This is a genomic window from Longibaculum muris (assembly GCF_004343035.1).
Lineage (GTDB): Bacteria > Bacillota_I > Bacilli_A > Erysipelotrichales > Coprobacillaceae > Longibaculum > Longibaculum muris.
This window is the reverse complement of sequence record NZ_SMCQ01000005.1, coordinates 74265-93619: the sequence shown is the minus strand read 5'-3', so window position 1 is coordinate 93619 and position 19355 is coordinate 74265. Positions and strand designations below refer to the sequence as shown.

The window sequence follows — 19355 nt, the reverse complement described above, 5'->3', positions numbered from 1 at the left end:
TAAATGACTAAAATTTATGTGATTTGTAGAATAATTAAGGATAAATATTGTGGATTTTCTTTACCAATAAAGGCAGTATTTTGGTTTACGATTTGTGGATTTATTCAAAAATCAGTTAGTGTTATTACTGTTCCAATATTTACAAGACTTATGAGTACCTCGCAATACGGAACAGTTAATATATTTAACTCATGGTCTTCTATTATGATGCTATTGATTACATTGAATTTTCATATGGGTGTAATTAATAATGCATTTCTTAAATTTAAAAATAAAGAAAAAGTTGTTTCAAGTTTTCAAGGATTGGTAACAATTTTATGTTTATTTGCGCTTCTTATTGTTTGTATTTTTAGAAGTTTTTTTGTTTCTCTGACTAATTTGCCTTTTATAATTATATTTTTTATGGTTTTAAGTTTTGTATTTGTTTCAAGTACTGAATATTGGCTTATTTTAAAAAGATATCAATATAAATACAATTCTGCTATAAAAGTAATATTAACAAAATTGTTTTCGATGACAATTTTAGGATTAATTTTTGTGTTTTTTTTTCAGGAGAAGGGTTATGCAAGAATTGCTTCTATAATAATAATTGATATTTTATATGGTTTATTGATATACATTAATAATTTTCGTAAAGAAAAATGTTTTTATTCTAAAGAAATATGGTTGTATGCTTTATCGTTCAACTTACCCTTGATACCACACTTTCTTTCTCAAATTATTCTAAATCAGTCGGACAGAATTATGATTGGAAATTTATGTGGTTCAGCATTTACTGCAATTTATAGTATCGCCTATTCAATAGTTTCATTAGTTTTTCTGTTCACCGAAGCGATTCAGTCATCATTTGTTCCATGGCAATATCAACAGTTAAAAGAGAAAAAATATAAAGAAATGAATAGTGTAAGCATAATTATATTATTATTTATATGTGGATTATTATTACTTTTAATTATATTTGCTCCAGAGGCAATGATGATAATGGGTGGAAAGGAATATTACGAAGGGGTCTTTTTGATTCCTGTTTTGTCTGCTGGAATATTTTTTAACTATTTACAACAGCTATTTGTAAGAGTCGAGTTGTTTTATGAAAAAAAGAAAATTACTGTTCTTGCATCAATAATGTGTGCTTCGCTAAATATTTTATTTAACTATTTTTGTATTAAGATATTTGGATATCAAGCAGCAGCTTATGTAACTTTAATTTGCTATATTGTAATGTGTATATTTCATTACGTTGCATATAATACAATATGTAACAAAATCATTAAAAAGAAAATTTATGACATTTATTCGATTATAGGAATTTCACTGTTAGTATTATTTTGTTCTTTCATAGTATTACTTCTATATGAACATATAATAGCACGAATTTTATTATTTTCATTATTAGTTTTGTTGATTATTATTAAACGAAAGGTCATTATAAAATATTTTAAAATTATAAAAAGTAAGTAGTTATTATGAGGTTTTGGAGGATTAATTTGAAAAAATAAAAAAGTTCGAAAAAAGTGCATATATAAATAGAAAAATGAGTAGCACACTTGCACATTAAAATATAAACCGATGGGTAAATTTAAAAATTTATGCCGGAAGGCTATATAACCACTATCATAGAATCGTGAATAATAAGAATAAGATATAATTTCATTGTGATGTGTGGCTTGAAGCCGAAGGCAAAAAGAAATGTGAGGTTATTATGGAAAAAAAAGTAATGTTAGTCTTTGGCACAAGACCGGAAGCAATTAAAATGTGTCCGTTAGTAAATGAATTGAAAACAAGAGAAGGAATCAATACTGTTGTCTGTACTACAGGCCAACATCGTCAGATGCTTGATCAAGTTCTCGAAGTATTTAATGTAGTTCCAGATTATGACCTTTCTATTATGAAAGACCGTCAAACATTGTTTGATGTTACTACAAATATTCTTAATAAAATTGGAGATGTACTTGATGAAGTTAAACCAGACATTGTTTTAGTTCATGGCGATACAAGTACAACATTTGTTACTTCATTAGCTTGTTTCTATAAACAAATCCCAGTAGGACATGTCGAAGCAGGGCTTAGAACGTATGATATTTATTCTCCATATCCTGAAGAATTTAATAGACAGGCAGTTGGAATTATTGCTAAGTATCACTTTGCACCAACTGAGCGCTCTGCTAATAACTTAATTAAAGAAGGCAAAAATCCTGAATCTATTTACATCACAGGAAATACTGCTATCGATGCACTTCAAACTACAGTAAGAGCAAATTTCAAACATGAAGTTCTCGATTGGGCAGAATGTAGCAGATTAATTGTAATCACAGCTCATAGAAGAGAAAATCTTGGTGAGCCAATGCATCATATGTTTCGTGCCATTAGAAGAATTATAAATGAACATCCTGATGTGAAAGCTGTATACCCAATCCATATGAATCCATTAGTACGTCAAACTGCGGATGAAGAATTGAGTGGATGTGATAGAATTAGAATCATTGAACCTATGGAAGTTTTAGATTTCCATAATTTACTTGCTAATTCTTATATGATTCTAACTGACAGTGGCGGAATTCAAGAAGAAGCACCATCATTAGGTAAACCAGTACTTGTAATGAGAGATACAACAGAAAGACCAGAAGGAATTGATGCTGGTACTCTTAAATTAGTTGGAACTGATGAAGATGTAATATATAGAAACTTTAAAGAACTATTAGAAAATGAAGAGTCATATAATAAGATGGCTCATGCAGCAAATCCTTATGGAGATGGAAAGGCTTGTAAGAGAATAGCTGATATTTTAGAGTTTGGGAAGACTGAAAAATATAATTAGAACAAACAACAAAGCTCAAATCAATGTTTAAAGCTTTATCATTACGCAAATACAAATCCATACCTACAAGAACAAGACTTCCATATTTTTCTGCGGTCTTTGCTACTCTTAAAATTTTGGCTTATGAAGGTTAATTTTATAATCTTAAGAATTTGTATATTGTTAATATTAAAATGTTGTAGAAGTAAAGGAAGAGAATGAAAAAGTAGTTAAAAAATATAGAAATGGAAAAGCGGTAGAATCGTGGGGGATGACAAATTAAATGTTCATAGTAAACTGACTACTCAATGTGGTCAATATTTTTCTTTATATGCTAGGATATACAAGGAAATTGACGTATTGACCACTATAGACCATTTACGGAGGCATTATGCAGATGAAAATAGGAAAAAATATTAGATTATGCACTGATGGGAGATATGAAGCACGTTATAAAAAGGGCAGAGATGAAAATGGCAAGATAAAGGATATTGTTATGGGAGAACTGAAGAAGCTATTGAAAAAAGAAATTTTTAATTAGAGAAACGAAGTTTGAATCGGGAACTGAACTTATTGATTCTCGATGTTAGTATTTATCGTATAGAAGTTGCAGAAATTGCTAAAAGTTTAAGAATGTTTAATAAAATAGATTATCTTGACGATGATTCTTCTAAAGAAAAACAAGTTCTAGGAAAATGGAGTGATTATCGCAAGTATTTAGATGAATACTCCGTTGCAATCGTAGCTGTTGGTAGAGAAGAAATAACAAATGTTGGACAAAAAATACAAAGGACTGACTTTATCGTTCTAACACTAATTCATCCTTCTGCAGACATTTCTGAAGAAGTTCCAGTTGAGGGGGGAGAGTTCAGTAATTTGTGCCAAATCAACAATTGCGGCAGAGTCAGTAATGGGAAAGGGATGCATAGTTTCAAGTTGCACGCGAGTACCAATAAAAATTAATGTGCCCGACTGGTGTTATTTTGATTATGATAGAATAAAGCATTATAGTGGAAATTATGATTATTTAAAAGAGGGGGGAAGAAAATGTATAAATTTATTAAAAGATTGTTTGATGTTTGCTTTTGTCTAATTATGCTTCCTTTTTTTGCAATTTTATATATAATTATTGGAATTGCAATAAAGATGGAAGATGGAGGACCTGTTTTCTATAAATCAAAAAGAATTGGAAAAGATTTAAAGGTTATTGATATGTACAAGTTTCGTTCTATGAAAACTAATGCTCCAATGATAATTAATGATGATGGAAGTACATATAATTCTGCTAAAGATGATAGAGTTACAAAAATCGGACGATTTATTAGAGAAACAAGTCTTGATGAAATTCCTCAAATATTAAACGTTCTCAAAGGTGATATGAGTATTGTTGGACCTAGAGCAAGCACGCCCTTTGACGATGGCTCACATGATTTTTTGCCAGATGAAATTGATAAAGTAAAAGTTAAACCGGGTATTACAGGTTATACTCAAGCATATTATCGAAATAATGCTTCAGTTAGAGATAAAAGACTTATGGATGCATGGTATGCAAATAATTACTCATTATGGTTGGATATAAAAATTCTTTTCAGAACAGTGTATACAGTATTAAAACATGAAAATTTATATACAAACGAAGGGAAACCCGAAGAAAATAATAATGTTATTGAAAATTGTGATATAAAGGGAGGAAAATAGTAATGAAAAAATTATTACTTTTAGGAACTAGCAATGCAACAAAAGAAATCATTGATTACGCAAGAAGTAGTGGAATATATACAATCGTTACGGATGATAAAAGTCCAGACATTTCTTATGCAAAAAAATGGGCTGATGAATATTGGATGATAAATACAACCGAAACCGAAAAACTTGCAGAAAAATGTATAATTGAAGGTGTAAATGGTGTTTTTTGTGGCTTGAGTGAATTTAATATCGAAATGATGATAAAGTTGACAGACAAACTCGGTTTACCATGTTACCTTTCAGAAAAATCTTGGCATTATTCAAAAGATAAACATGATTTTAAGCAAAAATGTAATGAATATAACGTTCCTGTGGCTAGAGATTATCATATTTCTACAGATTATAAAAAAGAAGAATTGGATAGTATTGAATACCCAGTTGTTGTAAAACCGATTGATCAAAATGGTAATAGAGGAATTAGTTATTGTTATAATGAACTAGAATTGATTGATGCATGTAAATATGCAAGATCAGTATCTAAAAGCGACAAGTTAATAGTAGAAAAACTACTTACTGGAAAAGAGTGGTATAGCTATTATGCAATAGCAAACGGAGAAATAAGATTGATAGCGCTAAATGGTATGTATGCTCAGCCAGGTGAAGAAAAAAATCTATATTCGTTAACAACTACTGTGTCTGACAATGTTGAAAGATTTGTACAAGAAATCAATCCTCAAATAGAATCTTTACTTAAAGGTTTGGAATGTAAAGAGGGAATTGCTTGGGTACAAGAAATGCTTGATGATGATAATAATTTTTATGTAATAGAAATGGGGTATCGTTTGCCAGGTGATATGACTTTTATTCAATACGAAAAGATGATGTCTTTTGATACTATTAAATGGCTTGTTGATTATGCTCTTGGCAAGAAGCATTCAGTAGACGATTTACCAGTATCTCAAGTTAGAGCATTTAAAAAATGTGGTTGTTCATATAATATATGGGTTTCCAAGGAAGGAATTCTAAAATCAATTGAGGGAATTGATATCATTACATCTAATCCGGCAATCACATATCATTCAGGAACAGTTGAAGGAGACAAAATGAGAATGCATGGTCACGTAGGTACTTTCGCTTTTGTAACAGATAACATTGATGATATGTGTAATATAATTAATTTTATTAACACGAACATTAAAGTGATAATGGAAGATGGAAGTGATGCTATGATCCGTTACACAAACTACGATTATATAAAAAAAGTATATAAAGAGGGTTTAGAAGGAAGGTAAGGTTAAATAGTGGATATTATTAAAAAAATACTAGAACATTTTGAAAAAATGGGTAAGCTTGAAGGTGTTGCAACAGATTACCCAGTTATGCTTTGTATATATTTAGGAATTTTCCTAATATGTACTATTGCTAGTGTTGTTTTGTACTTTTCAAAACATAGTAAAAGAATAGTATGGTTACCAGACCAACATACTGTTATCAAAAGTAAATTTAGTTATATGGCAATGTTAGCATGTACTTTTACCGGAGTATATCTAGTTGGATCCTTTCCATCTGAACTTCAAAATACATATGGTACATGGAATGCTGATCTATTCTATACAATCGGTCAAACATCTTTAATGCTAATTGCTGGTATTTACAGCTTAGCAACATATAAAGAAATGAAAAGTACAGTGCTCAATATATTATCTATCGTAATTGGTTTAAGTACTTCTATTCCTATGGCAGCAACAACTATTCTTGCTCCTCTTCAAATCGATGGAATACAAAGAATAATCTCAATTGTAGTGGTTATTGGTACAATTGTACTTCTTGCTACATTATCAGTAAAGAAAAATTTATTAGTTAAATACTCAAGAATTAATATTATTATGTTTATCATAACTTCAATCGCTTTATTTACTACTATATCTACATACGATAATAGTATGGTTGATATGAGCAAGATACTTCCTTTCCAAGGAATGTTAAATGTAGAACCTTGGCAAGAATTGTTGGTAAATCCATATTGGTGGTATTTCGAAGCTACAGTGGTTTCTTGGTCAGTATTTTGTGGTAGATTTGTAGCATATTGTAGTAATGGATATTCAATTAAATCTATTTTGAAATATGGTACTTTCTCATTAATTACACTTACAGTTATTTGGCATTTAGTATCAGCAGCAACTGGTTATACATTATCTTTCTCAAGAGGACCAGCTATTTATGTATTAACTGCATTAACAATGTTAGCATTTGCAGTTACATCATTAGATTCAGCAGCTAAAACTTTAGTTAACGATACTGTAAGACTATTAGAAAATAATGAAACTAAAAAAGAAACTATAAGCACAAAGAAAGTAATGGATGTAGTTACATATGCTACAATGACAATCTTAGGTGTATTGAATATTATTCTTTTGATAACAGGCTTTCCAAGATTATTTACAATTATCTTATGTTTATTATTTGTTCCGTTTTTTGTACGTGCAATGATATATGCATTTAACTTTTCATTTGGTAAAGTAGACTTCACTAAGACTGGAACAATTACTGAAGAAGAATATGAAACTATTATTTCTAAATTATAAATATTAACAAATTAATATAGTTTGAAGTCTTTTTGATAAAGTATATAGTTTGGAAGTTAAAATCTTCAAAAAAAATAGATTTTTTAGATTTTAAAACTTAATTTATATTTCTTATATTGATTAACAGTGGTGGAATTAAGTTTTTATATCTGAAAAAATATGATGCAAATATAAGAACATTAGGAGATGAGCTTTAATTCAAACCAATTTCATTAATCACAGGTGAATGGAGAATAATTTCTAGATGCTAAAAAAGCATATAGTAATGCTGAGTTTGTTATCATTGGAGCATCAACAAATTATGATTCAAAGAAGAATTTCTTTGATACAAGTGTTGTAGAAAATGTGATTGAAACAGTTATGGAATGTAATGATCACTGTATCATAGTTATCAAGTCAACAATTCCAGTAGGATATACAGCATCAGTAAGAAAGAAATACAATACTGATAGAATTATCTTCTCACTAGAATTTCTAAGAGAATCAAAGGCATTATATGACAATCTATATCCATCAAGAATTATTGTAGGAACAGATATGAATAATGAATATCTAGTAGAAAGAGCAAAGATATTTGTTTCATTACTACAAGAAGGTGCAATCAAAGAAAACATTGATACATTATTCATGAGGTTTACTGAAGCAGAGGCAGTCAAGCTATTTGCCAATACATACTTGGCATTATGTGTATCATACTTCAATGAATTAGATACATATGCTGAAATGAAAGGATTAAATACACAAGAAATCATTAATGGTGTATGTCTAGATACAAGAATTGGAACACATTACAACAACCCGTCATTTGGATATGGAGGATACTGCTTGCCAAAAGATACAAAACAGTTATTAGCTAACTATCAAGATGTACCACAAGAAATGATGATAGCTATTATACAAAGTAATAGAACAAGAAAAAGACTTTATTACGGATAGAGTATTAGCAAAAGCAGGATATTATGGATATGAAGATAACAATTCATATGATCCATCAAAAGAAAGTAGTTGTTGGTGTCTATCGTTTAACAACGAAATCTAATTCAGATAACTTCAGAGCTTCATCAATTCAAGGTGTTATGAAACGAATCAAAGCCAAAGGTGCTGAAGTTATTATCTATGAACCAACATTATAAGATGGGGAAACATTCTTTGGAAGTAAAGTGGTCAATGATTTAGAAGAATTTAAACGTTTATCAGATGCTATTATAGCTAATAGATACAATGAATGCTTAGATGATGTAGAAGATAAAGTATATACAAGAGATTTATCCAGAAGAGATTAATAAAAATATGATAGATAATAAAGATAGGAGGTGTATACATTGTATATAAACACCACTTTACAAATAATGATGGTAAAATCAATTTGTGAAGCTTTAAATATTTGTAAAGATGACTTAAATGATTTGCTTGATATTTGCTATATCGAGTTTCAAAAAGAACGTTCCGTTATAATACTAGATGATCAATATGATTACTTTATGGATTATGTAAAAAAACATTTATGTATAAATATTGATTATGTAAACTTTTATCATTTAAGTAGAAGATTAAATGATAATAAAGATGATAATGGATATAGTTTAGATAAAGTGTTATGTAATGATACGTCATTATCTAGATTCTTAAAAAGATATGGCTTTACATTCAAATATGATCAATATATAAGAATGTATTTAAATGAAAAAGAAATTAATTTAAGTGAATTAAATGATTATTCAAGTATCTTTTTAAAACAAGTATTAGGATCTAATTATCAAGATTATAGTTTTAAAGGATTTGCATTTAGTGATGCAATAGAAAAGAATGAAATATATGAAATTGTAAAAGATGGTCCAGAATTATTTGGATATCTTTTTTCTTTTGTCAATAGTGATGAATTATTAGAAGATTTTATATCCAATAGCAAATTCTATAAATTTGAATACTTAGTTCCAATCGAACAAATCTATTTTGAAAATTATGAAGAATTAACCAATGAAGAAAAACAATATCATATTGTAGTTAAGGCATTACAACGATTATATGCATATAAATATGATTCAGTAGATTATGATGATGATAATCCAGTCATTGGAATGATTGATGATTTAACATTAGATAGTCAATATTTAGTGAGTAAAACAGAAATCTAGAAATGCAATAAGAAAATGTTATCTAAGAAGTTTGAAGATATTTCTAAGGAATGGTTGATGAGTAAAAAAACATCGTGCTTACTTTTATGATTAGAATGTAGAAGATATTACAAGTAATAATGTTGATCAATTCTTTTATAATAAAGAAAATAAAGATAAACTATCTCATAATACTTTATACACAATTCGATATGTTTTATGCTCAGTATTTGTCTACACTCAAGATGAATATCATCTTCAAACAATCAGTATTAAAAATATAAAAGTAGATGAAAAACAAAAGAGTATACAAATATTAACTCAAGAAGAAATGGATGTATTTCATCAATATTTAACTGAAAAATTAAATACATAATTATATATTAAAGCAACTCATTGGTTGGGTTGCTTTTTTTGAAAGAAAAAATGACAATGAGTATCATTATAGTGATATTTATTGTCATTTTTATTTTTCTTGGCTTATGATACATGTTATTAAGGAATAATAAATTCAGGCATTCCCATATATCCAGGAGCAATATCAAATTCATTAAAGACAACAACGACTTGTTTATCTTTATTAATATAGAAAGGTTGTTGTTTTGTGATTTCTAGATTTTCAATTGCATCATTGAAATAAATGAATTGTTGATTCTTTTCATCATCTTTAGCTTGTCTTTGGACCTCATCTTTAATAATTTTTTGATAGTCTTTTCCAATAAAATCTTCTACTGTAAGCAGTTTTCCTGTTTTTAAATCAATGTTTAAAAAGGTTTTTTGAAGATAGGAAGATGCATTTATTTGAGTTGAATTAATGGAAAAAGATATGAAATTACAATCTGCATAATAAGTTTGATAATTGATATCAATAAGCCATTTTTTAACTTGAGAATCATTCATTTGATTATAAGATTGATCATATTCCTTCACTTGTTGTAAATAATCATCAACAGAGTCTTGTATTAATTGATTGACTTCCTTTGCAACTTTAGAATCTTCAATACCTTTTATTTCAGGAATAGTTACAGTTGTTGAAGTACCTGGACTTTCAAAATGATATTCTTTTTTGACAATGAGTTGAACTGGGCAAATGGCATAAACATTTTGTAATGAAAAAAGAAGCAGAAAACAAATAAGAAATAATGAGAAACTTTTTAAATAAGATTTCATAAATTTCACCTCATGAATTGATAAATAGTTTTTGTATCATAAGCAACTATTTATCAATTTAGTTTGGTTTTGTTATCTGACTTCATACACTTTTATAACAAATTAAAATGTTTTAATGCATGAATAATACCATCATGTTCTACATCATTAGTTACATAATTAGCAATTTCTTTCACATCATCATTAGCATTTCCCATTGCAATCGATATTGCAACATGTTTTAACATTGGAATATCATTACCACCATCTCCAAATGCCATTGTTTCAGATAAATCAATATCATAATATTTTAAAAATTGATCTATTCCATTTTGTTTTGTTCCACCTACTGGAGAAACATCACAAAACAAAGGATGCCATCTAGCAGAAATACAATGAGGCATAACTTTTAATAATGCTTTTTCTTCTTGTTCATCTACAAAACACATACATTGATAAACCTTATGATGAATCACTTGAGAACAATCACCAGCAGGATGATCATCATTATGAGTAATACGATGAATTTCATCAACTCGTTCATCACGCATATTGAAATATTTGGTATGTTCTTCAGTGAAGCCACAAGGGAAAGGATATTTTTCTAAATAATCAAGTAAAGCTTGTAAATCTTCTTTTTGAATTGTGTTTTCATAAATGATTTTATCTTGAGTATAACAATATTGTCCATTTAAGGTAATATAACCATCAAAAGGGAAATCTTTTAAAACATCTAATCCATCTTTTCCTCTCCCCGTTGCTATAAATAATTTTATACCTTTTTGTTGAAGCTTTTTTAAAGCTTCAAAAGTTGAATTAGGAATTTGATGTGTTTGAAAACTAACCAAAGTACCATCTATATCAAAAAATATTGCTTTTGTCATAATCTAACCTCCATATGTTTTTATTATATCATTAAGCATGCATTTATAAAAAGTGAATTTCATGTTTTGAATTTATTTTCATAATTTGAATTTTTTTTGCATTCTTTTAAGCAACTGCTATAATATCAAAAGAAAGTGTGGGGATAGATATGTTTGATGTTTTGATAAAATCATTGACATTTATATTGATTATTGTGATTGGATATACTTTAAAAAAGGTAGATGTTTTAAAGAAGTCAGATGCTAATGTTGTAGCGACCATTATTATGAATATTACTTTACCTTGTGCTTTATTAACAAGTGCTAATGGAATAGAATTAGATGCAACAATTCTTATACTTATTGCGATTGGAATTATATCTAATGTTGTGATGATGATAATTGGTTACATAGCAAGTATAAAAGATGATGCGAAAATGAAAGGTGCTTTTATGATCAATACATCTGGATATAATATAGGAAATTTTGTTTTACCTTTTGTTCAAAGCTTCTTTCCTGGGATGGGAGTTGTTTATTTGTGTTCTTTTGATATTGGGAATGCTTTGATGGGGTTAGGAATGACTTATGCTGTAGCTGATCATGTGGCTAGTGGAGAAAATCATTTTGATATTAAGGAATTGTTTAAAAAATTATTTTCATCGATTCCTTTTGATGTTTATGTCTTAATTTTTATTTTAGCAATTTTTAAACTGCAAATTCCTTCACCAATCTTAACTATAGCTTCAACAATTGGGGCAGGTAATAGCTTTCTAGCAATGTTAATGATTGGTTTAATGTTAGAGATAAAAGTTTCACCATTAGAAGCTAAAAATGTTTTTAAGATTCTTGGTTTAAGAATGGTTGGAACAATTGTTGTTTCTTTATTAACATTATTCCTTCCTATTCCATTACTAGCTAAACAGATTATGATTATGGCATATTGTGCACCTTTATCAACTGTTTCAGCTGTATTTACTAGAAAAATAGGATATCAAGGAGATATGTCAGCAACTGCCAATTCATTGAGTATTTTAGTTTCAATTGTATGCATGGTTGTCTTGTTGTTATTGTTTATTTAGATGAAATAATGTATTTTAAGATACCTTTGGGTATCTTTTTTTCATATTTTCATGTAAAATAGGTAACAAGGTGGTGGGATAATGACAGATATCAAATTATTAAAAACAACTGAAAAAAGATATCAAGTACTAGAAACTATGAATATCACTTCTTTAGAAGATGTCCTTAATCATTATCCTTATCGTTATGATATCATTGAAGAAACTTATCCCAATGACGAAGATGATAAAATCATTATTGAAGCAACAATTATCTCACCAACAAAAATCTTCTTTAAAGGGAAAATGTCAAGAATGTCATTCATGGTAGAAGATCACTATCTTCATCAATATCAAGTGACTATTTTTAATCGACATTTTTTAAGACAATACTTAAAAATGTCAACGACTATGACTATCATTGGTAGATGTCAAAATGATAAAATTACAGCAACTGACATAAAAATCAAACCACTAAGTGAACTATATGGCATTCATCCTATCTATTCAATTAAAGAAGGAATGACCCAAAAAGCTTTTCAACAATATGTCAAAAAAGCTTTTCAGCATTTAAAAGGACAGATTATTTCATATGTCCCTGAAGAATATATCATCAAACATCAACTCATTCATAAAGAAAGTGCTCTATATAATATTCATTTCCCTGAAACTCAAAATGATATTAAACAAGCCTTAAGATATTTAAAATACGAAGAATTCTTAAAATTCCAGTTAACAATGCAATTTATCAAACAACAAAGAAACCAGGAAACAGGTATAGCAAAAAGTTTTGATACAATGAAATTACAAGATTTTATTTTAGCTTTACCTTATCAATTGACAAAAGATCAACAAACATCCATTAAAGAAATCATTGAAGATTTAAAGAGTTCTCAAATGATGTATCGCTTTTTACAAGGTGATGTAGGAAGCGGTAAAACAGTTGTTAGTAGTGTGGCTTTGTATGCCAATTATTTAGCTGGATATCAAGGGGCTTTAATGGCACCTACAGAAATTTTAGCAGCTCAACATTATGCAACTTTGTGTGACTTTTTTAAAGCAACTGATGTAAAAATTGCTTTGTTGACAGGTTCTTTATCAATGAAAGAAAAAAATCAATTATATGAAGAAATCAGTCATCATGAAATTGATATTGTTGTGGGAACACATGCATTATTTCAAAAAAAGGTTGAATATGCATCACTTGGTTTTGTCATTACAGATGAACAACATCGTTTTGGTGTTGAACAAAGAAAAGCCTTGAAAAACAAAGGAAAGCAAGTTGATTTCTTGATTATGAGTGCAACTCCAATTCCACGAACTTTAGCCATTTCTATGTATGGTGACATGGATGTCTCAACTATAAAAACAATGCCAGTAGGCAGAAAACCCGTTATAACAAAATATATTAAATCATCATCCATGAAACCTATTTTAAAACAGCTCAAAGACTATCTGGCAATTGGTGGTCAATGTTATGTGATTTGTCCACTTGTTGAAGATAGCGAAGCGATTGAGGCTAAAAGTGCTTCACAAATAGCCGCAGCAATGCAAAATTATTTTAAAAATCAATATCAGGTTGGTTTATTACATGGTCAGATGAAAGATGAAGAAAAAGAAAAAATCATGCAAGCCTTTCAAAAAAATGAAATTCAAATTCTGGTTTCTACAACTGTTGTAGAAGTAGGAGTTGATGTCAAAAATGCCAATATGATGGTGATTTATAATGCTGAACGTTTTGGGATGAGTCAGCTCCATCAATTGCGTGGGAGAGTTGGTCGTGGAAGTCAACAAGCTTATTGTTATTTGATGAGTTCATCAACATCTAAAGAAGCCATTGAAAGATTAAAGTATATGGAAAAGAGTCATGATGGATTTGAAATATCAATGTATGATTTACAAATGCGAGGTCCGGGTGAAGTTTTGGGAAATAAGCAAAGTGGTTTACCAACTTTCTTGGTGGCAGATGTCTTAAAAGATTTTCCTATCTTAAGCGTTGCTAGAGAAGATGCAATGAAAATTATTGACGATTATCTTCATCAAGGTGGTTATTTGCATTTTATGAATCAGATTAAAGAAAGTTTAAAAGAGAATAATCAGTATGTTGATTGATTTAAAACATTGAAAAATATAAATAGTTATGTATAATAGGGTAGAAAACAAGGAGTGAGTTATCATATGTATAAATTATCAATAGATGCCATGAGTGGCGATTTAGGAAGCAGTATTGTTGTAGAGGCTTGTGAAAAGTTCATGCAAAGCCATCAGGATGTTGAACTTTATGTCACAGGAAAAGCTGAAGAATTAGAAAAATTACAATCAAATGAACGTATTCATATTGTTGATGCTAGAGATATTGTTCCAATGGATGCTGGAATTATGTCAGTACGTCGTAAAAAAGATTCAAGCATGGTCAAAGCAGTGACTTTAGCTAATGATGGAATTGTTGATGGGGTGGTTTCTTGTGGTTCCACAGGAGCTTTCTATACAAGTGCTATGTTATTTTTAAAACGTATTGAAGGTGTTGAAAAATCATGTTTAATGGCTGTTTTACCAACATATAATCAAAAAGGTGTTGCTTTATTGGATGTTGGAGCGAATGCTGAAAATACCCCAGAACAATTACATGATTTTGCAATTATGGGACATATTTATGCAAAAAATATAAGAGGTATTGCTTCACCAAAAGTTGCTTTATTAAATATTGGAACAGAAAATAAAAAAGGTGATGAAGTTCATCAAAAGGCATATCAACTTTTAGAATCAGAAAATAAAATTGATTTTATTGGGAATATTGAAGGTAGAGATATTTTAAAAGGTGATTGCGATGTTATTGTTACTGATGGATTTAGTGGAAATATTGCTTTAAAAACATGTGAAGGAGCTGCTTCTATTTTGATGAAGATGATTAAAGAAAGTATGATGTCATCATTAAGTGGGAAAATTGGTGCATTGTTTGCTAAATCATCTCTATATGCTTTAAAAGATCAATTTGATTATAAATCTGTTGGTGGGGCTTTAATGATAGGATTTGAAAAAGCAGTTGTCAAAGCTCATGGTGCAAGTGATGCTAAGGCATTTGCTAATGCAATGGATTTAGCTTATCAAATGGTCAAATTAGATGTTGTTACCCAAATGAAAGAAGGATTGAGTGAAAAATGAAAATATTAGATTTCTTACAAAAAGAACAAATTCCTTTTCATAATCTTTCATTATATAAAGAAGCATTTACCCATGCTTCTTATGCCAATGAATCACATCATATGAAAAAGGACTATGAACGTCTAGAATTTATGGGTGATGCTGTTTTACAATTATATGTATCAGAATTTATTTTTAAACTTTTCCCCGATGTTCCTGAAGGAACTCTTACAACATTACGTAGTAAGCTTGTCCGCGAAGAATCGCTAGCTCGTTTTTCTAAAGAATTAGGACTTGGAGAATTACTTTATTTAGGTGTTGGTGAAGAAAAAAGTGGAGGACGAGATAGAGAAAGTGTTTTAGCAAACATTTTTGAATCTTTTATTGGTGCTTTGTACTTAGATTGTGGAAAAGAAGAAGTCATTAAAATCTTAGAAGAAACAATCTATCAACATGTTAATGATTTAGACTATGATGATATTACAGATTATAAAACAACATTACAGGAATTAATTCAAGCTGATCAACGCCGTACAGTGACTTATGAATTACTTGAAACCTCAGGACCATCCAATGCTCCAGAATTTACTGTAGCTGTCATGATGGATGATATGCGTTTAGGAATTGGTAAGGGAACAAGTAAAAAACGTGCAGAACAACAAGCGGCAAAAGATGCATTAAATAAAATGGCAACGAATAAATAACGAGAGAAATCTCGTTTTTTTCTTTTTTCGCCTAGACACAAATTCATTATTGGCATAGGTTATTTTAGGAGGGATAAAATGTATAATCCATATATGTATGACAATATGTATGAAAATGAAAGAATCACATATCCAAAAGTGGGTGAAATTATCTTATATAGTGTCAATAAAGGTGACAATGTTTATCGTTTAGCAAAAACGTTTAATAGTGAGGTCGCATGGATTCAAGCAATGAATAACTTAAAAGATGATATGATGATTCATCCAGACCAACAATTGCTTATTCCAATTGTTTATCAAAAAGTAAAACCATTGCCTCAACCATATCAAAGACAATCTTATGATTTATATTTTTAACCTCTTTATGAGGTTTTTTGCATAACTTTTTAAATCAAGCGAAAACTATAAATAGGAGGTAGAAAAAATGAAGAAAATCATGATCCTATGTTTATCATTATTGATATGTGGTTGTGCAAATGAAAAGAAAAAAGAAACAGTCAAACAAACGACTTACAAAGATGGTGAATATGAAACAATAGCCAATGGCTATGGTGGTGAATTCCAAGTCACAACAACTATCAAAAACGATAAGATAGAAGATGTTGTTGTAAAAGAACATAATGAAACACCATCGATTGGTGGAGTTGCTATAGAACAGATGATATCAAACATGAAAGACAATAATAAGTATGATGTTGATACCGTCTCAGGAGCAACTAAAACTTCACATGCTCTCAAAGATGCTGTAAAAAAAGCTTTTGAAGAAGCAAAACGATAATCCTTATGCAAATATAAGGATTTTTTTCTGACAATAAAGGTGTCAATACACAAAAAAACTTTATTTTTTTGATAAATTGGTATATGATAGTAAAAATGATACAGGGGGCATTAAAATGGAAAAAATGAATGTTAGTAGTGAAAGAAACATTACTTTAATTATGGATTTTTATGAATTAACAATGTCATATAATTATTTTAAGATGGGAAAAGGAGAACAAATTGTTTATTTTGATATGTTCTATCGTAAAAATCCAGATAATGGTGGATTTGTTATTTTTGCTGGACTTCAACAATTAATTGAAGCGATTCAAGATATGCACTTTAGTGAAGGGGATATTGAATATTTAAGATCATTACATATTTTTGATGAAGATTTCTTTGATTATTTAAGAAACTTTAAATTTACCGGAACAATTTATGCAGTCAAAGAAGGAACGCCAGTCTTTCCTTATGAACCATTGGTGACTGTTAAAGCAAAATTAATTGAAGCACAATTAATCGAAACTTTCTTACTAGTTACAATTAATCATCAATCATTAATCGCAACAAAAGCACATCGTGTTTGTCAAGAAGCCAAAGGGCGACCAGTTATGGAATTTGGAGCAAGACGTGCTCAAGGGTATGACGGGGCACATTATGGTGCACGTGCTGCTTATATTGGTGGGGTTGCTGGAACAGCTACAACATCTGCAGGAGTTGCTTTTGGCGTACCAGTACTAGGAACAATGGCACATTCTTTTGTTCAATCATTTGATAGTGAATTTGAAGCTTTTAAAGCATATGCAACGATTTATCCAGATTCATGTGTTTTATTAGTCGATACTTATGATACTTTAAAGAGCGGGGTTCCTAATGCAATTAGAGTGGCTGAAGAAGTTTTAGCACCAATGGGAAAAAGATTAGCTGGAATTCGTTTAGACAGTGGAGATATTGCTTATTTAACAAAGAAAGCAAGAATGATGTTAGATGTGGCTGGTTTACATGATTGTAAAATTACGGTCTCTAATTCATTGGATGAATATTTAATCCGTTCCGTTTTAGAACAAGGCGCTCAAATTGATTCTTTTGGAGTCGGAGAAAACATGATTGTCTCTAAATCAGCACCGGTTTTTGGCGGAGTTTATAAATTGGCTGCTGTAGAAAAAGATGGTCAAATTATTCCAAAGATTAAAATCTCAGAAAATACTGAAAAAATTACCAATCCAGGATACAAAAAAGTTTATCGTTTAATTGAAAAAGAAACCAATAAAGCAATTGCTGATATCATTGCTTTCCATGATGAAATCTTAGATGAAGGACAAGATTTAACAATTTATCATCAATCAGATGCATGGAAAAATAAAACTCTTTATGCAGGAACTTATGAAATTGTACCATTACAAGAATTGATTTTTGATCAAGGAAAATGTGTTTATCCAGAGTATAGTTTAGAAGAAATTAGAGCTTATTCGACAAAACAAAAAGCTTTATTATGGGATGAAGTTTTCCGTTTAGAATACCCTCATATTTATTATGTTGATTTAACTAAGAAATTATTAGATTATAAATTAAAAATGTTAGCCGAAGGTGGCAAAACAGAATAGTAGGTGCCAAATGATTATTACAGTAGTAGGACTAGGTGTGATTGGTGGAAGTTATGTCCAAGCTATGCATGGCTTAGGTTATGATGTCTATGGTGTGGATTGTAATGAAGAAACATTAGCCCTTGCCAAGAAACAAGGTTATATTAAAGAAGGATATGTCGATGGACATGATATTATTGCCAAAAGTGATATGACAATTATCTGTCTATATCCTTCTTTGGTTTTAGATTTTATTAAAAATCATACTTTTAAAAAAGGCAGTATTGTTACTGATGTTGTAGGAATTAAATCATATTTTTTACAAGAGGCCTTATCGATTATCGATAAAGATGTAGAATATATCAGTGGACATCCAATGGCTGGACGTGAGAAAAAAGGTTATGCTTATGCTAGCAAAGAAGTTTTCTATCATGCCAATTATATTGTGATTGAACATCCTCAAAATGATAAAACAAAGATTGCCTATATGTGTGATTTTGTTTCAAAATTAGGCTTTAAGAGCGTAAAAATCATGAGCCCTTATGCTCATGATGAAATCATTTCTTTTACTTCTCAATTGCCTCATACCATTGCTGTTGCATTAATGAATAGTGATGATGAAAAATACGAAACTGGTAAATATATTGGAGATTCATTCCGTGATTTAACAAGAATTGCAAATATTAATGCAGATTTATGGGCAGAACTCTTTTTAAACAATCGTGACTATCTGTTAGCTTCAATGCAGCGTTTTGAAAAAGAATTTGATCAATTAAAATTAGCTTTAATCAATCAAGATGAACAAGCCTTAAAAACAATGTTTGAAAAGTCATCACAACGTAGAGAAAAACTAGAAAAGTAACTGAGGTTACTTTTTTTAAATTCTATAGTTTAATATATTAAACAATTTGTTTAAAAA

At 29.6% G+C, this 19355-nt stretch carries 18 protein-coding genes and 1 pseudogene; 17 read left to right on the top strand and 2 right to left on the bottom strand.

The window, feature by feature from the left end; translation table 11 throughout:
* Positions 1 to 3 precede the first annotated feature (3 nt).
* The 9 genes and pseudogenes from EDD60_RS05615 (at position 4) to EDD60_RS05580 (ending at position 9200) form a co-directional block, all read left to right on the top strand.
* Positions 4 to 1458: a lipopolysaccharide biosynthesis protein gene (locus tag EDD60_RS05615; protein ID WP_066450714.1), complete on the top strand. Its 1455-nt coding sequence runs from the start codon at positions 4 to 6 to the stop codon at positions 1456 to 1458.
* Between the two features lie 241 nt (positions 1459 to 1699).
* Positions 1700 to 2815: a non-hydrolyzing UDP-N-acetylglucosamine 2-epimerase gene (gene wecB / locus EDD60_RS05610; RefSeq protein ID WP_066450711.1), complete on the top strand. Its 1116-nt coding sequence runs from the start codon at positions 1700 to 1702 to the stop codon at positions 2813 to 2815.
* Positions 2816 to 3191: 376 nt separating this feature from the next.
* Complete coding sequence (locus EDD60_RS16065; protein ID WP_165973127.1) at positions 3192 to 3335, top strand: hypothetical protein; 144 nt, start codon at positions 3192 to 3194, stop codon at positions 3333 to 3335.
* A gap of 11 nt (positions 3336 to 3346) precedes the next feature.
* Positions 3347 to 3757 carry an LbetaH domain-containing protein gene (locus EDD60_RS05605; RefSeq protein WP_066450708.1) on the top strand — a complete coding sequence of 137 codons (411 nt, stop codon included), beginning with the start codon at positions 3347 to 3349 and terminating at the stop codon, positions 3755 to 3757.
* Positions 3758 to 3841: 84 nt separating this feature from the next.
* Positions 3842 to 4492, top strand: a complete 651-nt coding sequence (locus EDD60_RS05600) for a sugar transferase (RefSeq protein ID WP_066450705.1) — start codon at positions 3842 to 3844, stop codon at positions 4490 to 4492.
* Between the two features lie 2 nt (positions 4493 to 4494).
* Positions 4495 to 5772 carry an ATP-grasp domain-containing protein gene (locus EDD60_RS05595; protein WP_066450702.1) on the top strand — a complete coding sequence of 426 codons (1278 nt, stop codon included), beginning with the start codon at positions 4495 to 4497 and terminating at the stop codon, positions 5770 to 5772.
* Between the two features lie 9 nt (positions 5773 to 5781).
* The gene (locus tag EDD60_RS05590) at positions 5782 to 7065 is read left to right on the top strand and encodes a BCCT family transporter (protein ID WP_132226308.1); all 1284 of its coding nucleotides are present in this window, start codon (positions 5782 to 5784) and stop codon (positions 7063 to 7065) included.
* A 240-nt stretch (positions 7066 to 7305) separates the two neighbouring features.
* A pseudogene (locus EDD60_RS05585) lies at positions 7306 to 8348 on the top strand (nucleotide sugar dehydrogenase); the annotation flags it as partial.
* Between the two features lie 39 nt (positions 8349 to 8387).
* The gene (locus EDD60_RS05580) at positions 8388 to 9200 is read left to right on the top strand and encodes a hypothetical protein (RefSeq protein WP_066450698.1); all 813 of its coding nucleotides are present in this window, start codon (positions 8388 to 8390) and stop codon (positions 9198 to 9200) included.
* A gap of 474 nt (positions 9201 to 9674) precedes the next feature.
* Here the strand turns inward: EDD60_RS05580 and EDD60_RS05575 are convergent, their stop codons facing one another.
* Positions 9675 to 10349: a DUF3298 and DUF4163 domain-containing protein gene (locus EDD60_RS05575; RefSeq protein WP_066450696.1), complete on the bottom strand. Its 675-nt coding sequence runs from the start codon at positions 10347 to 10349 to the stop codon at positions 9675 to 9677.
* A 92-nt stretch (positions 10350 to 10441) separates the two neighbouring features.
* Positions 10442 to 11212, bottom strand: a complete 771-nt coding sequence (locus EDD60_RS05570; RefSeq protein WP_066450695.1) for a Cof-type HAD-IIB family hydrolase — start codon at positions 11210 to 11212, stop codon at positions 10442 to 10444.
* A gap of 149 nt (positions 11213 to 11361) precedes the next feature.
* Here EDD60_RS05570 and EDD60_RS05565 point away from each other — a divergent pair, with 149 nt between their 5' ends.
* The 8 genes from EDD60_RS05565 to EDD60_RS05530 all read left to right on the top strand — a co-directional run bounded on the left by EDD60_RS05565 (position 11362) and on the right by EDD60_RS05530 (position 19298).
* Positions 11362 to 12270 carry an AEC family transporter gene (locus tag EDD60_RS05565; RefSeq protein ID WP_066450694.1) on the top strand — a complete coding sequence of 303 codons (909 nt, stop codon included), beginning with the start codon at positions 11362 to 11364 and terminating at the stop codon, positions 12268 to 12270.
* 81 nt (positions 12271 to 12351) lie between these two features.
* Positions 12352 to 14361: an ATP-dependent DNA helicase RecG gene (gene recG, locus EDD60_RS05560; protein WP_066450692.1), complete on the top strand. Its 2010-nt coding sequence runs from the start codon at positions 12352 to 12354 to the stop codon at positions 14359 to 14361.
* A 66-nt stretch (positions 14362 to 14427) separates the two neighbouring features.
* Positions 14428 to 15411: a phosphate acyltransferase PlsX gene (gene plsX, locus EDD60_RS05555; protein ID WP_066450689.1), complete on the top strand. Its 984-nt coding sequence runs from the start codon at positions 14428 to 14430 to the stop codon at positions 15409 to 15411.
* Positions 15408 to 16094, top strand: a complete 687-nt coding sequence (rnc, locus tag EDD60_RS05550; RefSeq protein WP_066450683.1) for a ribonuclease III — start codon at positions 15408 to 15410, stop codon at positions 16092 to 16094. Before plsX ends, rnc begins: the two co-directional genes overlap by 4 nt.
* A gap of 78 nt (positions 16095 to 16172) precedes the next feature.
* Positions 16173 to 16451 (top strand): LysM peptidoglycan-binding domain-containing protein, encoded by a 279-nt coding sequence (locus tag EDD60_RS05545; protein ID WP_066450681.1) that lies wholly within the window; start codon positions 16173 to 16175, stop codon positions 16449 to 16451.
* Between the two features lie 67 nt (positions 16452 to 16518).
* The gene (locus EDD60_RS05540) at positions 16519 to 16872 is read left to right on the top strand and encodes an FMN-binding protein (protein WP_066450679.1); all 354 of its coding nucleotides are present in this window, start codon (positions 16519 to 16521) and stop codon (positions 16870 to 16872) included.
* Between the two features lie 115 nt (positions 16873 to 16987).
* On the top strand, positions 16988 to 18457 hold the full coding sequence (locus EDD60_RS05535) for a nicotinate phosphoribosyltransferase (protein WP_066450678.1): 1470 nt from the start codon (positions 16988 to 16990) through the stop codon (positions 18455 to 18457).
* Positions 18458 to 18467: 10 nt separating this feature from the next.
* Entirely contained in the window at positions 18468 to 19298 is an 831-nt protein-coding gene (locus EDD60_RS05530; protein ID WP_066450676.1) for a prephenate dehydrogenase, read from the top strand.
* The last annotated feature ends 57 nt before the right edge of the window (positions 19299 to 19355 follow it).

Excerpts from the sequence above, each read along its gene's own strand:
- EDD60_RS05615 (WP_066450714.1), top strand. The coding sequence starts at position 4 with ATGACTAAAATTTATGTGATTTGTAGAATAATTAAGGATAAATATTGT.
- wecB (WP_066450711.1), top strand. The coding sequence starts at position 1,700 with ATGGAAAAAAAAGTAATGTTAGTCTTTGGCACAAGACCGGAAGCAATT.
- EDD60_RS16065 (WP_165973127.1), top strand. The coding sequence starts at position 3,192 with ATGAAAATAGGAAAAAATATTAGATTATGCACTGATGGGAGATATGAA.
- EDD60_RS05600 (WP_066450705.1), top strand. The coding sequence starts at position 3,842 with ATGTATAAATTTATTAAAAGATTGTTTGATGTTTGCTTTTGTCTAATT.
- EDD60_RS05595 (WP_066450702.1), top strand. The coding sequence starts at position 4,495 with ATGAAAAAATTATTACTTTTAGGAACTAGCAATGCAACAAAAGAAATC.
- EDD60_RS05575 (WP_066450696.1), bottom strand. The coding sequence starts at position 10,349 with ATGAAATCTTATTTAAAAAGTTTCTCATTATTTCTTATTTGTTTTCTG.
- EDD60_RS05570 (WP_066450695.1), bottom strand. The coding sequence starts at position 11,212 with ATGACAAAAGCAATATTTTTTGATATAGATGGTACTTTGGTTAGTTTT.
- EDD60_RS05565 (WP_066450694.1), top strand. The coding sequence starts at position 11,362 with ATGTTTGATGTTTTGATAAAATCATTGACATTTATATTGATTATTGTG.
- recG (WP_066450692.1), top strand. The coding sequence starts at position 12,352 with ATGACAGATATCAAATTATTAAAAACAACTGAAAAAAGATATCAAGTA.
- plsX (WP_066450689.1), top strand. The coding sequence starts at position 14,428 with ATGTATAAATTATCAATAGATGCCATGAGTGGCGATTTAGGAAGCAGT.
- rnc (WP_066450683.1), top strand. The coding sequence starts at position 15,408 with ATGAAAATATTAGATTTCTTACAAAAAGAACAAATTCCTTTTCATAAT.
- EDD60_RS05545 (WP_066450681.1), top strand. The coding sequence starts at position 16,173 with ATGTATAATCCATATATGTATGACAATATGTATGAAAATGAAAGAATC.
- EDD60_RS05540 (WP_066450679.1), top strand. The coding sequence starts at position 16,519 with ATGAAGAAAATCATGATCCTATGTTTATCATTATTGATATGTGGTTGT.
- EDD60_RS05535 (WP_066450678.1), top strand. The coding sequence starts at position 16,988 with ATGGAAAAAATGAATGTTAGTAGTGAAAGAAACATTACTTTAATTATG.
- EDD60_RS05530 (WP_066450676.1), top strand. The coding sequence starts at position 18,468 with ATGATTATTACAGTAGTAGGACTAGGTGTGATTGGTGGAAGTTATGTC.